This is a genomic window from Haloferax marinisediminis (assembly GCF_009674585.1).
GTDB lineage: Archaea > Halobacteriota > Halobacteria > Halobacteriales > Haloferacaceae > Haloferax > Haloferax marinisediminis.
Genome location: NZ_WKJP01000001.1, coordinates 1,678,919 through 1,692,599 on the forward strand (window position 1 = coordinate 1,678,919; position 13,681 = coordinate 1,692,599).

General features: G+C 63.1%; 14 protein-coding genes and 1 tRNA gene. 11 read left to right on the plus strand and 4 right to left on the minus strand.

The window, feature by feature from the left end; translation table 11 throughout:
- Window positions 1-6 precede the first annotated feature (6 nt).
- From GJR98_RS08765 to moaA, 3 genes are all read right to left on the minus strand, one after another.
- Window positions 7-1,632: a COG1361 S-layer family protein gene (locus GJR98_RS08765; RefSeq protein ID WP_151137410.1), complete on the minus strand. Its 1,626-nt coding sequence runs from the start codon at window positions 1,630-1,632 to the stop codon at window positions 7-9.
- A gap of 270 nt (window positions 1,633-1,902) precedes the next feature.
- Complete coding sequence (locus GJR98_RS08770; protein ID WP_191965440.1) at window positions 1,903-2,763, minus strand: universal stress protein; 861 nt, start codon at window positions 2,761-2,763, stop codon at window positions 1,903-1,905.
- A 42-nt stretch (window positions 2,764-2,805) separates the two neighbouring features.
- Entirely contained in the window at window positions 2,806-3,768 is a 963-nt protein-coding gene (gene moaA / locus GJR98_RS08775; RefSeq protein ID WP_151137412.1) for a GTP 3',8-cyclase MoaA, read from the minus strand.
- 202 nt (window positions 3,769-3,970) lie between these two features.
- Between moaA and GJR98_RS08780 the strand changes: the two genes are divergently transcribed.
- The 10 genes from GJR98_RS08780 (at window position 3,971) to GJR98_RS08825 (ending at window position 11,403) form a co-directional block, all read left to right on the plus strand.
- Window positions 3,971-5,014: an Mrp/NBP35 family ATP-binding protein gene (locus tag GJR98_RS08780; protein ID WP_151137414.1), complete on the plus strand. Its 1,044-nt coding sequence runs from the start codon at window positions 3,971-3,973 to the stop codon at window positions 5,012-5,014.
- Window positions 5,011-5,340, plus strand: a complete 330-nt coding sequence (locus GJR98_RS08785) for a hypothetical protein (RefSeq protein WP_191965441.1) — start codon at window positions 5,011-5,013, stop codon at window positions 5,338-5,340. Before GJR98_RS08780 ends, GJR98_RS08785 begins: the two co-directional genes overlap by 4 nt.
- A gap of 187 nt (window positions 5,341-5,527) precedes the next feature.
- On the plus strand, window positions 5,528-6,220 hold the full coding sequence (locus tag GJR98_RS08790; RefSeq protein ID WP_151137416.1) for a hypothetical protein: 693 nt from the start codon (window positions 5,528-5,530) through the stop codon (window positions 6,218-6,220).
- A complete protein-coding gene (locus tag GJR98_RS08795; protein ID WP_151137418.1) occupies window positions 6,220-6,483 on the plus strand; it encodes a hypothetical protein in 264 nt (87 codons plus the stop codon). The genes GJR98_RS08790 and GJR98_RS08795 overlap by 1 nt, the downstream gene beginning before the upstream one ends.
- A gap of 2 nt (window positions 6,484-6,485) precedes the next feature.
- A complete protein-coding gene (locus tag GJR98_RS08800) occupies window positions 6,486-8,612 on the plus strand; it encodes a type B DNA-directed DNA polymerase (protein WP_151137420.1) in 2,127 nt (708 codons plus the stop codon).
- A gap of 42 nt (window positions 8,613-8,654) precedes the next feature.
- Complete coding sequence (locus tag GJR98_RS08805; protein ID WP_151137422.1) at window positions 8,655-9,290, plus strand: uracil-DNA glycosylase; 636 nt, start codon at window positions 8,655-8,657, stop codon at window positions 9,288-9,290.
- 52 nt (window positions 9,291-9,342) lie between these two features.
- Window positions 9,343-10,098, plus strand: a complete 756-nt coding sequence (locus tag GJR98_RS08810; protein ID WP_151137424.1) for a DUF2064 domain-containing protein — start codon at window positions 9,343-9,345, stop codon at window positions 10,096-10,098.
- A 47-nt stretch (window positions 10,099-10,145) separates the two neighbouring features.
- Window positions 10,146-10,229, plus strand: a tRNA-Ser gene (locus tag GJR98_RS08815).
- 218 nt (window positions 10,230-10,447) lie between these two features.
- The gene (gene arsN2 / locus GJR98_RS08820) at window positions 10,448-10,888 is read left to right on the plus strand and encodes an arsenic resistance N-acetyltransferase ArsN2 (RefSeq protein WP_151137426.1); all 441 of its coding nucleotides are present in this window, start codon (window positions 10,448-10,450) and stop codon (window positions 10,886-10,888) included.
- Between the two features lie 194 nt (window positions 10,889-11,082).
- On the plus strand, window positions 11,083-11,403 hold the full coding sequence (locus GJR98_RS08825; protein ID WP_151137428.1) for a DUF5785 family protein: 321 nt from the start codon (window positions 11,083-11,085) through the stop codon (window positions 11,401-11,403).
- A gap of 37 nt (window positions 11,404-11,440) precedes the next feature.
- Here the strand turns inward: GJR98_RS08825 and udk are convergent, their stop codons facing one another.
- A complete protein-coding gene (gene udk / locus GJR98_RS08830; protein WP_151137430.1) occupies window positions 11,441-12,136 on the minus strand; it encodes a uridine kinase in 696 nt (231 codons plus the stop codon).
- 186 nt (window positions 12,137-12,322) lie between these two features.
- Between udk and GJR98_RS08835 the strand changes: the two genes are divergently transcribed.
- The gene (locus GJR98_RS08835; RefSeq protein WP_151137432.1) at window positions 12,323-13,633 is read left to right on the plus strand and encodes an ABC transporter substrate-binding protein; all 1,311 of its coding nucleotides are present in this window, start codon (window positions 12,323-12,325) and stop codon (window positions 13,631-13,633) included.
- Window positions 13,634-13,681: the final 48 nt, after the last annotated feature.

Sequence of the window (13,681 nt, forward strand, 5' to 3'; positions counted from 1 at the left end):
GGGCGATTACCGACGGTACCAGAGGAAGCCGACGATGCCGAGGCCGACGACGAGAACGGCACCGACGAGCGGCATCGAGAGGCCGCCGCCGCCCGTGGATTCAGTGACGTCGACAGCGACGGGGTACGAGTCGGAGAGTTTGCGCTCGCCGTCCTCGTTCTCGTACTCGAAGTCGATGTCGAACGAGTACGTCTTCGCACTCGCCGAAGACGCGGCCGAGAGTTCGAGCGGAATCTCGGCGGACTCGCCGGGCGCGAGTTCTTGGATGAACGCCGTGTCGTCACCGAGTTCGAGCGGACTGTCGGCGAAGGCCTTCGCGTCGATGTTGCGGTACGTCTCGTCGCCGTTGTTGGTCACGACGAGCGTGACTGTCTTCGAACTGCCCGCTTCGAGCGACCCGTTCTTGGTCTCGATGCCGAAGAGGTTCTGTTTGGGTTTCACCTCGGCGTTCATGAGCAGCGCGTTCGACTGCTGGGTGTCGCCGTCGGCGTTGCGGTACTCGACGGTGTAACTCAGCTGCCGTTGGCCGGCGTCTGCCGAGTCGGTCACTTCGACCGAGAACGAGAAGTCCGAAGACTCCCCGACGTCGAGCGTTCCGAGTGCGTACTCGGTCTCTTTGATGTTCGTGTTCGGTGACTTCGAGGAGATGACGACGACTGCGTCACGGGCAGTCTGTGGGCCGTCGTTCGTGATGGTGCCGCTGACCGTCGCTTCGCGGCCGACACGGAGCGTCGAATCGGTCGCATCGAGCGAGAACGACTGTTCTGCGAGCGGCGTCACACCAGTCGCACGGTTCTTCGACTGCTGTGCCACGCCATCTTCGTCTTCGTAGTTCACGACTGTCGAGAGTGCGTACTGCTGGACTGCCGCCGAGGAGGCGATAGCCGTCTCGTACTCGAGTTGGCGCGTCTCGTTGACGCCCCACTCACCGGCGTATCTGGTCGCGCTCGCGGCCTGTCCGAACGTAATCTCGGAGTTCTGTGAGGTCAGTGCGACGGACGAGTCGTACGCCGTCTGGGACCCGACGTTGCGCATGGTGAGCGTCGTGGTTCCGCTTCCACCGACCTGTGCAGTGGTCTCGACGGAGACTATCTGGAAGCGCGGTGCCTCTTCGACGACGACGGTGACGGGGATTTCGACCGTCTTGTCCTCTTCATTCTGCACGTCGCCGTTGTCGCGGACGGACTCGTCGTGTTCGAACTCGGCGACGAGCGTCATGTCGTAGGTTCCGGGCGCGGCGTTCTCTTTCACCGACGTGGAGAACGTCACCTCACGCTGTGTCGCGTGCGGGATGTCACCGACCGGAAGCGTCGCAGTGTTCACCTCGACCGGTGCGTCACCGGATTCGAGCGTGAGTCGGACGTTTCGGGCGGAGCGGACCTGCGCTTCGAGTTTCGAACGCTCTTGGTCCGAGAGCGACCCGGAGCTCTCTGAAGAAGTGAACTTCCGGTACTCGGTGTCACCACCGTAGTTCGTGATGACGACGTTCAGCGGCGTCTCTTGTCCGGGAACGAGTTTGTTGCTCGGCGCGTACGCTTGGAGATTCGGTTCACCGACGATACCGGCCATCGCTGGACTCGGAACTGCGACCAGGACGACTAGCAAGACCACTAGTGCTCGTGAGAATTTCATGGAGTGTAACACAGTGTGTTGAGGGGGTAGTTTGGAGGTGGATGTCTGGCGTTCGGGTGGGGAGTTGGGTGCGGTGGGTGGGCCACCGCGGTACGCTCACGCCGGGTTCCCCCGACTGACTGAACGTACAATCAACACCGAAGCCTGAGGAGTGGATAGACATAAGTTGAACGGAACTTCAAAAAACCAGCTAGGAATTTATTCGTGTCCTCAAACCGTACAAGACGGCACGAAACGACTGAATTCGGCAGCTTCAGAGTATTCGGTGGCCTATCGCGCCCCGGTCGGCTTCGAGACGACGAGGACCGGAACAGACGCCCGTCGAACGACTCGCCGGGCGACGCTCGTCGCGACGTGCCGGTCGAGCGAACGCGAGGCGTCGCTCCCCACGACGACGAGGTCGGCACCAACTTCGTCGATGTAGTCGAGTAGCTCGGCCGCTGGAACGCCTGTTCGGACCGTTCCCGTGGACTCGACGACTCCACGGGCAGCCTCGACTGCGATTTCCTTGATGAGTCCACGCGCCTCCCCTTCGAGTGCACGACGTAAGCCCGGTGCGTCGCTGAAGCGGTTATCCACGACTGCGAGTGGGTCGAGTTTCGCGCCGGTGGCCCGCGCAATCGTGATCGCCGTCGTCGCGGCTGTTCGACCGGCCGGGGAGTCGTCAGCGAGGAGTGCAATCGTCTCGTACGCCGGCTCGGTGTCGGCTTCGGCCGGGACGACGAGCGTCGCCGTTGGTGGGTCGTCGAGGACGCGTTCGGTGACCGACCCGACGAGGAATCGCCCGACTCCGGTGTGGCCGTGGCGTCCAACGACGAGCAGGTCTGCGTCGCGCCCGGCCTCGACGACGACTCTCGCTGGGGGACCGTCGATGACTGCCGTCGTCGTCGGGGTGCCAGTCACGAGGGCTTTGCGAGTGACCGCTCCCACGGCCTCTTCTGCTTCGACGGCCGTACTCGCGCGGACCGAATCCGCGAGACGAGCGAGTGTCCCTTCGGGAACCCCTGCGGCAGAGACGACGTGCAGGTTCGCGTCGAACGCGTCGGCGAGATAGAGCGCGTGGTCTGCCGCGCGCACGGCGTTGTCACTCCCGTCGGTGGCGAGGACCAGTCGCTCGACAGTTTGTGTCATGAATACCGATACGTCGGCCGCCGAGAAAAGTTCGCTCGCCGCTCAGACGCCGATGTACTCTTCGTTGATGACCCAGTCGCCGTCGCCGTCGCGGACGAGGTACTCGCCGTAGTAGGGGACGCGGTTGGCGACGACTGCCTCGAACGTCTCGCGAATCTCGTCGCGCGTTATCTCACCCATCGGGCGAAGGTCGTCGTTGCGGTTCAGACACCCTTTGAGGTATCCTTGGTGTGTCACGCGCACGCGATGACAGTTGGCGCAGAACTCGGCGTTCTCGACTGGGTCGACGATTTCGACCATCCCTTTGCCGACGTAGTAGCGACGGCGGTGGTGCATGTCGCGGACTTCGACTTCGTCAGCGAGGTCCGTCAGCCACCGGTGGACGCGTTCGATGTCGATGTTCCAGTCTGGGCGGCCCGTGAGTTCGGGCATGTACTGGATGAGTTGGAGTTGGAGGCCTTCGTTTTCGGCGACGTACTCGACCATCTCCTCGACGTACCCGGCCGTCTTGGTGAAGACGACCATGTTGAGTTTGACGGGCGTGAGACCGGCGTCGACGGCCGCTTTGACGCCCTCCATCACCTTGTCGTACGCGCCAGACTTCGTAATCTGGGCGAACGCCTCCGGGTCGAGAGCGTCCTGCGAGACGTTTACGCGGTCGAGTCCGGCATCGACGAGGTCGCCGGCCCGGTCGCCGAGGAACGTCCCGTTGGTCGTCAACGACGTCTCCATCGAGTCCGGCGTCCGCCGGATAATCTCTTCGAGGTCGGCGCGGAGCATCGGTTCGCCGCCGGTGAACTTCACCTTCCGGACGCCGTACTCCTCGACGACTTCGAGGAATCGAACCACGTCGTCGGCACTCATCTCCTCCGTAGAGGGGTCCATCGGCCCGCGTGTGTCGCCCAACCCTTCGTTGTGGCAGTAGACGCAGTCGAAATTACATCGGTCGGTCAGAGAGATACGGACTCCGGTTACCTCGCGGCCGAAGTCGTCCACCAGCACCATGTGTCGAACACTGGGAGTGTATGTTGATAAATTCGCTGTCGATTGTAGGCTCGACGTAAACGGTATTGGTTACCAGTTACCAAAACTCGAAGGCGTTCGTGTCGACTGCGTGGAGAGTTCCAGTACAGTCCGCGACAGGACGGTACAATCCGCAACCAGACCTTACAAAACCCTTATCGGCCACACGACCGGATGAATCGACATGAACGAAGCCGACGTACGCGACCTCTTGCGTGCGGTCGAGGACCCCGACCTCGGAGACGACATCGTCTCGCTCGGTCTGGTCAACGCCATCGAAGTCGATGGCGACACCGCCCGCATCTCGCTCGCACTCGGGGCACCGTACTCCCCGACGGAGTCAGAAATCGGCCGACAGATTCGAGAGCTTCTCGCCGAGGAAGGGCTCGAAGCGGACCTCACGGCCAAGATTCCGAGTGACCGCGCACCCGACGAAGAGGAAGTCCTCCCGGGCGTCAAGAACATCATCGCCGTCGCATCCGGAAAGGGTGGCGTCGGGAAGTCGACCGTCGCGGTCAACCTCGCTGCTGGCCTCTCGAAACTCGGCGCTCGCGTCGGCCTGTTCGACGCCGACATCTACGGGCCGAACGTCCCGCGGATGGTCGCCGCCGAAGAGGCACCGCAGGCGACCCAAGACCAGACGATTATCCCGCCGGAGAAGTACGGAATGAAGCTCATGTCGATGGCGTTCCTCGTCGGCGAGGACGACCCGGTCATCTGGCGCGGCCCGATGGTCCACCAACTGCTCACGCAACTCGTCGACGACGTGCAGTGGGGGAGTCTCGACTACCTCGTCCTCGACCTGCCACCGGGCACGGGCGACACGCAGCTGACCATCCTCCAGACGCTCCCACTCACCGGTGCCGTCATCGTCACGACGCCGCAGAACGTCGCCCTCGACGACGCCAACAAGGGTCTCCGAATGTTCGGCAAGCACGATACGAACGTCCTCGGCATCGTCGAGAACATGAGCACGTTCCGCTGCCCCGACTGCGGTGGCCACCACGACATCTTCGGTGCCGGTGGCGGCCGCGAGTTCGCCGCGTCGAACGACCTGCCGTTCCTCGGTGCACTCCCACTCGACCCGGCCGTCCGCGAAGGCGGCGACGGCGGGAAACCAATCGTCCTCGAAGACGACAACGAGACGGCCGACGCGTTCCGCGTGATGGTCGAAAACGTCGCCGACATGACCGGCATCATCCAGCGTCGGCGGGTCAGCGAGCAATGAGTGACGGCGGACAGTCCACACCCGAACAGGGCGCTGACGAGGTGACGGAGAACGCAAACGAGACAGCGGCGAGTGCAGACGAGGTGGACTGGGAGATGGCTCCGGACTCGGACGCCGAGTTCCCCGCAGACCCCGAGAAGGTCGCGTTGCTCCGCGAAATCGCCGACGACGTGTACGGCGAGTCCTCGGAGAGCCGGCAGGTGTCGGCTATCCTCTACCGGGTGAGCGACCTCTACGACCCAGACGGTGACACGTCTCCCGAGGAGATTTACCTCAACGTCCGCCACATCATGGATATCAAGGCCCAAGGCGGCCTCGACCGCTAAGTTTCGTCGTACCCTCTCGCGTCGCTTCTTCCGTGCTGTTTCGCGTTCCACTTTCACTCACGCGATGACACAGGTTCTCACATGAGCATCCCACACACTCCCCGAGACGACAGTCTCTGGAAATTTCACTTTCACTCTGCATCCATGGCTCGCACTTTACCCGCGTCACCGCGACGTACGAGTCGAGATGGGAACTGACACGCTGTCGGCGTGTCCGCGACTCGAACCCGGTGTGACGCTGCTTCGTCGCTCCGGAGAGACACCCCACGCGCTCCACCGACTGGTCACTGCCGAACTCGCTCGGCGGGAGGGAAGCGCCTACTGGGTCGATTCGCGGAACGACGCCGTCACACACGCACTCTACGAACACGCGCAGTCCAGACGGACACTCCGCGGCCTCCGAATCGCACGGGCGTTCACCGCTTACCAGCACCACGAACTCGTCTCGTCGCTTCCGAGTCGTGTCTCGTCGCGGACGTCGCTCGTCGTCGTCCCGCGACTCCCGGCGCTCTACCGCGACCCAGACGTTCCCGCGGGCGAGGCACGGACGTTGTTCGACGCTGCTGTGACCATCCTCGATGCGCTCGCCGAGTCACTGTCCGTGCCGGTACTCGTGACCGCACGCGAGGGCGTCGACGACCAGTTCACCGACGCACTCGCAGACACTGCAGACCGGACCGTCGAGTGTCACGATACCCGCGAAGGCGTCGCGTTCGCCGGTGACGACGTACAGACGCTGGCGTACCACCACCGCGACTACTGGCAGACGACGATTCCGTACTGGGTCGAACTGCTCGGCGTCGCACCCGAAGGAGACCTCGCCCACGTCGGCCCTGCATCGGTCACGACCCTCGACGCAGTCGCGGCGGAGGGATGGTGATGGGACGGACGAATCCGACGTACCGTGACGCGCTTCGACGGTATCGCGACTCGTGGGCACCGTACCGTCGCGCCCTCCGTGCTGAGGCGAAAGCCGACTTCGACCGGTTGTTCGAGCGCGCGCACGAACACGCGGCCGCGGCGGGTCACGCGAACCCCGCCGACCCGCATCGTGCAGTCGTCCTCTCGATGCTCCTCTCACAGGAGCGTGAACTGCGTCGCCTCCGAGAACGTCTCGATTCCGCGTCCGAAGCGAGCGAGTAACCGTGTTCGCGGTCGACTTCGACGGTGACGACGTCGTCGAATGGCACCTCACTGACGCTGGTGCCCAGTCTCACCGCGTGACCGACTACATACCGGAACTGTACGTTTCGGGGCCGGATTCGGTCCTCGCCGACCTCGAACGACGACTCCGTGCGGACCCCGCCGTCGCCGACGTTGGCTACGACCGACTGTACCCCCGCCTCGACTCGCGCGAGCGAACCGAGGTGCTCCGCGTCGCTGTCGTAGCCCCGCGAGGTGTTCGCCGACTCGCTCGTCGCCTCCGCGACGACCTGCTCGGCCGCGTCTCACCCGGCAGTGCCCGCTTCTACAACGTGGACCTCTCGCCGGGATTTCGGTACTGCGTGCAGACCGAGACTGTCCCCGTTCCATCTCGTCGACCCCGCACACTTCGGCTCTCCCTCCCCGAGAAATCACTCGCCGACGGCGACCTCTCGGCGCTGTCAGTCGCCGGAAAATCAGTCGATGGCGACGAACGCGACGCAACCGAGACGGCGTGTGAGGAACTCGCCGAACAGGACCCGGACGTTCTCGTCGTGAGTTCCGCACGTCTCCTACCGCTTCTGCGTGACTGCGCCACGAAGTTCGAACTCGACTGCCCACTCGGCCGCGACCCGAATCGTGGACTGGAGCGACTCGCTGGCGGAAACACCGTCGTGAGTTACGGAACGGTGCGACACTCACCGGCCAGATACGCCGTCCCGGGCCGAGCAATCGTCGACACCGGGAACAGTTTCCTGTGGGCAGAGTCGCGACTCGACGGCCTGTGCTATCTCGTCGAGCGCTCGTGGAAACCGCTGCAAGAGGCGTCGTGGGCGAGTATCGGCAACGTGCTGACGGCGATGCAGATTCGTGAGGCGATGGCCCGCGACGTGCTCGTTCCGTGGAACAAACGCCGCCCGGAGACGTTCAAATCCGTCGAGACGCTCCACGCCGCCGACCGAGGCGGCTTCACCTTCGACCCGGTGGTCGGCCTCCACGAAGACGTGGTCGAACTCGACTTCGCCTCGCTGTATCCGCGAATCATCTGCGAGTGGAACATCTCGCCGGACACCCTCGGCTGTGACTGCCACGCCGGCCGCGCCGACATCCCAGAACTCGACTACACCATCTGTGACCGTCGAGGATTCCTGCCCGACGTCCTCGAACCATTGCTCGCAGACAGGCGCCGACTCAAACGTGAGGCCAGCGAGGCCGAGGCCGCAGGCGATGAATCGGCCGCCGCGTCGGCACGGGCGAAGTCGGGTGCCATCAAGTGGGTGCTCGTGTCATGTTTCGGCTATCAGGGCTACCGAAACGCGAAGTTCGGTCGTATCGAGTGCCACGAGGCTATCAACGCCGTCGCCCGTGACCTGCTCTTGCGGGCCAAAGAACGGGCCGAAGACGGTGGGTGGCGCGTCGTCCACGGCATCGTCGACAGTCTGTGGCTGACGCGTGCCCGCGACGACCCACAGTCTCCCACTGACCTCGCCGCCACGGTGACCGACGACTGTGGGATTCCGCTCGAAGTCGAAGCGACGTACGACTGGGTGTGTTTCGTCCCGACGCGCCGGATGGACCGCGGTGCGCTGACGCGCTACTTCGGTCGCACACGAGACGGCGACTTCGTCTACAAAGGCATCGAGATTCGCCAGCGAAGCACGCCCGAGTTCGTCGCCGACGCCCAGCGCGACCTGATTTCGACGCTCGACAGACACCGCGACCCAGCGGCGGTCTGTGACCGACTCGTTCGCCATCGCACGCGACTCCGGCGGTCCGACGTTCCGACCGACGAACTGCTCGTGACGAGTCGGCTCTCGAAGGCCCCTGCGGACTACGACCGCAACACGCTCGTCGCCGCTGCCGGGAACCGGTCTGTCGAACTCGGAGTACCGCGCGAACCGGGGCAGTCAGTTCGATACGTCGTCGCCGACGAGGACGGCCGCGGCACCGACCGGGTTCGACTCGACTTCGAACGCCCCGGTGTGGACGACGTCGACGTCGGCTACTACGACCGTCTCCTGATTCGGGCGGCCGAGAGCGTGGTCTCGCCGTTCGGGTGGGACAGAAATCGAATTCGGCGGTATCTCTCGCCGGGGCGGGATGCGTCGTTACGTGGCTGGCTCGACTGACGAGACCGAGGCGGTTTTGATTCCAGAGTCGAACCTAGGGTCGTGGACGCACACCAACGCCAGTTCCGGAACCCCTTCTCGATGGACACCGCCTGCACGAACTGCGAGGCCCTCTGTGAGGTCCGCGAGCAGGTCGTCCACGGCTACGGCGACGTGGGCGCAGAGTTCCTCTTCGTCGGCGAGGCACCGAGTGCGGACGCAGAGCGAACGGGCGTCCCCTTCACCGGTGACGACGCGGGCGAGCGTGTCCAGCGAATCCTCGGTGAACTCGGCTTTTCGCGCTCCGACCCCGACGCCGAGGAACCCGACGTGCAGAACGTCTTTCTCACGTATCTGACCCGCTGTCGACACCCCGAACGCGGCCCGACAGACAACGAAATCTCGACGTGTGAACCCTTCTTGAATGCCGAGATTCGGATGATAAACCCGCACATCATCGTCCCCGTCGGACAGGCCGCACTGGAGGCGCTCGCGTTCGATTACACGACACGCGCGGCAGACAGTTTCGACGTGGAAGCCGAACACGCGACGACAATCCGCGGCCGTGGGTTCGAACTCGTGCCGATGATGGACCCCGACAAGCAGACCGACGCAGACACCGAGGCGTTCGTCGAACACGTTCGTGAGTCGGTGTTCAGTCGCGATTACCGCCAGACGAAAGGCCGCCGGAGTCGCTGACGCGAGAACGACAAGCGGCGGGTTCAAGGGTTCGCCGGCGTGAAGAGAGAGTATGACCGTCATCGCCGTCCTCGCCGAACCGCCGCGGCCCGGGTTGGTACTCCCAGACCTCGCGGAGACGAGTCCGCTCACGGAACGAGAGGCCGCAGACCTCTACGCCGCGATGCTCAAGGACATCTGCATCGCCGTCGAGCGGTCGGGTGGCGACCTGCTCGTGAACTACCGTTCTGACGACGACCTCCCGGACGAGTTCGTCGGCGACGTCTCCGCAGAAGCAGAGGTTCGGAGCATCGTCACCGACGCGCTCGGCGGCACGGACGACGTTCGATTCGAACCGCAGGTCGGCTCGACGTTCTCTGCCCGTGCCGGCAACACCGTCACACACCTCCTCGAAGAGGAAGCGGTCCACTCAGTCGCCGTTGTCCGCCCCAACGTGCCACAACTCGGGCGCACACACATCGACAGTGCCGCGATGAAGCTTCGCAGTACGCCCGTCGTTCTCGGGCCATCGACCGAGGGCCGTGTCTACTTCTCTGGCTTCCGCGAGCCGTTCGACTTCACCGACGCCTACGCAGATCCGGAAGTCGAGACACTCGCAGAACACGCAGACGACGCCGAGTTGGGGCTGGACTACATCCAGATGCTCTCAGTCGTCGAGACGGGTGCCGACCTCGCGACGCTCGTCCCGATACTGCGCTCGCGGGTCGAAGCAGAGCGCGTCGTCCCCGAGCACACGACGACGCTCGTGTTCGAAGCGGGCCTCCGCGTCGAGTCGGACGACGGGGTTCTCGGACTCGTCCGCGACTAACCGAGAACGACAACTCTTAGGTACCTGAATCAAAACTGTCGCACGAAGGTGGGATGGCGGAGCGGCCTAACGCGCCTGCCTTGAAAGCAGGTTTCCTCACGGAATCCTGGGTTCAAATCCCAGTCCCACCGCATTCTGACGCGAACTACACCGCGAGCACCGCGTAGCGTGTGCTCGCCTCCGTGAGCGTCGAATCGGTCCACTGGGATTTGAAGCAGGGAGCGACGCGAACGGAGTGAGCAGAGCGAGTGGGGTTCAAATCCCAGACCCACCGCATCCTCGGAAAACCACGAGTACACACCTCCGCACTGGGAGAAGACATTAGCTACCTGCGAGTGCGATAGTAGCTATGAGCGACGAGCGTGTGACTCTCCACCCGGCCGACAGCAGACTCTCGTACGTCGAGGGCCTGCTCGACGCCAACGACTTACCGTCCCGTGACGTTCGGTCGAAGCCGGACTGTTTCTCCATCGGATACGTCGATGGCACGCCAATCGGCATCGGCGGCATCGAGCGATATGGATCCGATGGATTGCTCCGGTCGGTCGTCGTCGAATCTGCCGCGCGAGGGGAAGGACTCGGAACCGCCCTCTGTGACGCGCTCGAAGCGGAGGCACGGGCCGCCGGTATCGACACGCTCTACCTACTCACGACGACGGCGCGCGCGTTCTTCGCCGGCCGTGGATACGAGGAGATCGAGCGAACAGACCCGCCGGTCACGATTCAAGAGACCACAGAGTTCGACGACCTCTGTCCCTCGACGGCCACCTGTATGAAGAAATCACTGTAACGTGGATTCGCTCCGCTGAGCTGCCGCTCACATCTCCGCTCGGTCGCTGGACCCGACGGCCCGGAAGAACTGTAATTCAATCATCACTCTCTCGCCCCGTGAGCGTCGAAGTTGCCAACAGTCACTGTCAAATCCCGCATGACAGATATCAACAAATGCGTAACGGCTTTGAATCGGCCTCCCAACACTCGGGTATGGATTGGCCACACGACCCGGACGGCGAAGAAGGGAGCGAAGGAGGCCGGAAGTACGGCCAGGCGATTATCGCGAAGAAAATCGACGAAGGCGAAGACTTCCCGCTGAACAAATCGGAGTTCGTCGCGGAGTTCGGCGACGACCCGATTCGCCTCGACTACGAGCGCGTCGTCTCGCTCTCGGAGATTTTCGAGCACGTCGACGGCGAGGAGTTCGGTGACTTCGTGGAACTGCACAAGGCAGTCGGGAAAGCCATGCGCGACAACGGCTTCTGGTTCTACGAGGGTGCCGACAAGTTCGTGAAAGGCAAGAAAGCGTAAACGACCGACGGGCTGTTTCTGGATTCTCTTCGACCGGCTAGTTGACCGGTCCGTCGAACGTAGTCCGTTCTTGGACTTCCTGTTCGATAGCTTCGCGTTCCCACGTGCGCGTCTCGTCGCCTTCGACTTCGGCTTGGACTTTCTCTTCGAGGAGTGTGACGGCGACGCTGTTCGCGCCTTCAGGGATGATGAGGTCTGCGTGTTTCTTCGTCGGCTCGATGAACTGCTCGTGCATCGGTTTGACCGTCGAGAGATACTGGTCGATGACGCCCTGTAAGTCGCGCCCGCGGTCGATGGCGTCACGCTGGATGCGGCGAAGGATTCGGACGTCGGCGTCAGTCTCGACGTAGAGTCGCAAGTCGAGCATCTCGTTGACGTTCTCGTCGTAGAGTGCGAGAATTCCTTCGAGGATGATGACGTCGGTTGGCTCGACGGTCACCCGCTCCGGCTTTCGGTTGTGGACCTCGAAGTCGTACTGCGGCATCTCGACCGACCGCCCTTCGAGCAGTTCGGCCAGCTGGTCGCGCAGGAGGTCCCACTCGAACGCCGAGGGGTGGTCGTAGTTCATCTGCTCGCGCTCGTCCATCTCGAGATGGCTCTGGTCTTTGTAGTAGTTGTCAATTGGAATCCGCGTCACTGACTCACCGACGTTTTCGGTGATGAGTCGGGACACGGTGGTCTTGCCGGCACCACTGCCCCCGGCGATGCCGATGACGAACGACGGAATAGTCATCTACCAAAAAACACCCCGCGATGGGTTTGAACACAGCGATTCACGCCGTTCGTCATTCTCGTATATAATACGCGATGATTGATGATGACACGCAGATGTTCCTCGCACCGCCGTCCAGCGCAATTTTGGCGGTTTCAAAAACACATGGAGTAAATTTTATAAGCAGTAGTTGCTATTGGCTCACACATGGTACGTGATATCGTACGCCGCGACTTCCTCAAGGGAGTGGGAGCCGCGGGCGCGGCAGGCTTGACTGGACTATCTGGATGTATCGGTGGCGGAGGCGGTTCCGCTGGACCTGACGGACTAGTCGTCATCGGATACCCCGAGAGTGGTATCCAACTATTCCGTGACTACTACAGCGCCTCCGACGGAAGCGAGCAAATCCTCGTTCCTGACGGACTGCGCTCCGGGTCGATGCCCGGTCAGGTCGGTAACGAGATGGCGAACGTCACCGGAACGGCACCGGCGGCAGGCGGTCCGAACCAGTCGACGTTCACCCAACTGTTCGAAGACGAATACGGCGCGGCACCCGGTGTCTTCACGTCGCAGTGTTACGACTCCGTCGCGATTCAGTTGCTCGCGAACGCTGCGGCCGGTGAGAACTCCGGTCCGGCTATCAAAGACCAGATGCGCCGGATGGCGAACCCCGGCGGCACTGTCATCGGCCCCGGCGACCTCGTCGAAGGTATCGAACTGGCCGCAAACGGCGAAGACATCGACTACCAGGGTGCGTCTTCCTCGGTCAACTTCGACGCGAAGGGTGACCCGGCAGAGGCAGCCTACGCCATCTGGGAGTTCGACGCAGCGAACGACGCCACGACCGAAGTCGACAAGCAGAGTTTCCAGGGTGCGAACCCCGGCGGCGACGGTCCGGCCGCAGACAGTGGCCCCGGCGGCACCGACCGCGACATGACCGTCGGTATCCTGCTGCCAGAGACCGGTGACCTCGCAGCAGTCGGTCAACCGATGATTCAGGCAGCACAGATTCCGGTCAAGCAGGTCAACGATGCGAACCCGGCAGGCCTCTCTGTCACGGCTGAAATCGAAGACACGCAGACGTCCCCGGACGCTGGTGTCGCCGCTGCACAGTCGCTCGTCTCCGCAGGCGTGCCCTCGGTGTGTGGTTCGGCGTCGTCCGGTGTGAACGTCCCTGTCTCACAGCAGGCGTTCATCCCGAACGAAATCGTCGGTTGTTCGCCGTCCTCGACGGCACTGTCCGTCTCCGACCTCGACGACAACGACTTCATCTTCCGGACTGCGCCGTCTGACTTCCTGCAGGGCCGCGTCATGGCGCAGGTCATGTCCGACCGCCTCGGAACGGACACCGTCTCGACGCTGTACGTCAACAACGACTACGGTCAGCAGCTCTCCGAGCGCTTCAGCAACGTCTTCGCTGACGAGTTCGGTGGCGAAGTCTACCAACAGGTCGCCTTCAACATCGGGGAGTCCTCGTACTCCTCCGTCATCGAGACGGCGCTCTCCGGTCCGGAATAAGCGACGACCCAATCCCGACTTTTCTTTCGACGCCGCATGGTGAGCGGT